The 1,559-nt window shown below is 67.2% G+C and carries 1 protein-coding gene; it reads left to right on the forward strand.

The annotated features are described in order from the left end of the window. Positions 1-1,559 (forward strand): Ig-like domain-containing protein (locus K368_RS0100005; RefSeq protein ID WP_027170595.1); only part of this gene is annotated, 1,559 nt, incomplete at both ends.

Raw genomic sequence — 1,559 nt, forward strand, 5'->3', positions numbered from 1 at the left:
CTCCGTGGGCGCCGGAGCCTTCAGCGATGCGGCGGGCAACGCCAACCTCGGCTCCGTCTCCGACACCGCGACGGTCGACACGGTGGCGCCGACGGTCGCGCTGCTGACGATCTCGCAGGATAGCGGCGCGAGCGATTCGGACCTCCTCACCCGCGATCGAACCCTGTTGGTCAGCGGTACGGTCGAGGTGGGCTCCACCGTGACCGTCGCCGTGCTCGATCTGGGCGGTAACCCCGTGCTCGTGGGCGGAACGCCCGTGACACTGGTCGCCACGGTCACCGGTGGCACGTTCACGACGGCGGCCACCCCCTCTTTGCCGGACGGCAGCTACATCTTCCGCGCCACCGCGACGGATGCCGTCGGCAACACCACCACCAGCGATCTCAACCCGGTAAAGGTGGACATCAGCACAGTCGCTCCGACCGTTAGCCTCGCGGCGGCCTCCGATACCGGCGTCAGTGCCACCGATCTGCTCACCAACATCACCACCCCCGGCTTCACCGGCACGGCCGAGGTCGGCGCCACGGTCCAGATCTTCCTGGACGGATCCGAAATCGGCACCGCCGTCGCCGATTCGAACGGTGTCTACACCCTGGCCTTCGCCGATTCGGACCTGAACGGCACCCCCCTGACGAATGGCAGCTACACCCTCTCGGCGATCTCCACCGACCTCGCCGGCAACACGAAGCTGAACACGACCGTCAAGACGTTCACGGTCGACGCGACCCTGCCGACGGCAACGGTCGCGTTCGACGAGACCAGCCTCAGCGACGGCACCCCGACATCGACGGTGACCTTCACCTTCTCGGAAGCCGTCGATCCGACCTCCCTCGTCGTGTTCGCCACCGGCGGCAGCGTCGATCCGATCTCGATCGTCGTCGCCGATGACGGGCGCTCCGCCACGGCCACCTTCACCGCCACCGAAAACAGCGTAGCCGACGCCACGGTCGCCCTGACGGCGTTCAAGGACCTCGCCGGCAATGCCGGGACCGTCATTGCGGCCAATCCGATCACGGTCGACACCGTCAACCCGACGGCAACGGTCGTGATCGAGGATGCCAGCTTCAGCGACGGCAACCTGACCTCGACGGTGACCTTCACCTTCTCGGAAGCCGTCGATCAGCTCTCTCTCGATGCGGACGCCACCGGCGGCACCATCGATATGGCGACGCTCGTCTTCACCAATGGCGGACGCACGGCTACGGCCACGTTCACCGCCGACGATGACAGCACGACCGACGCCACCGTCACCCTCACGGCGTTCAAGGACCTCGTCGGCAATGCCGGCACCTCCACCGCGTCCGCTCCGGTCACGGTCGATACCGTCAACCCGACGGCAACGGTCGTGATCGCGGATGCCAGCTTCAGCGACGGCAACCTGACCTCGACGGTGACCTTCACCTTCTCGGAAGCCGTCGATCCGACCTCCCTCGTCCTGAGCGCCACCGGCGGCAGCATTGAGCCGGGCTCGCTTGTCGTCGCCGATGGCGGGCTCTCCGCCACGGCCACCTTCATCGCCACCGACGACAGCACGACCGACGCCAAGGTCACCCTCACGG

The sequence above is a fragment of the Methylobacterium sp. 10 genome (assembly GCF_000519085.1).
In the GTDB taxonomy this organism is placed as follows: domain Bacteria; phylum Pseudomonadota; class Alphaproteobacteria; order Rhizobiales; family Beijerinckiaceae; genus Methylobacterium.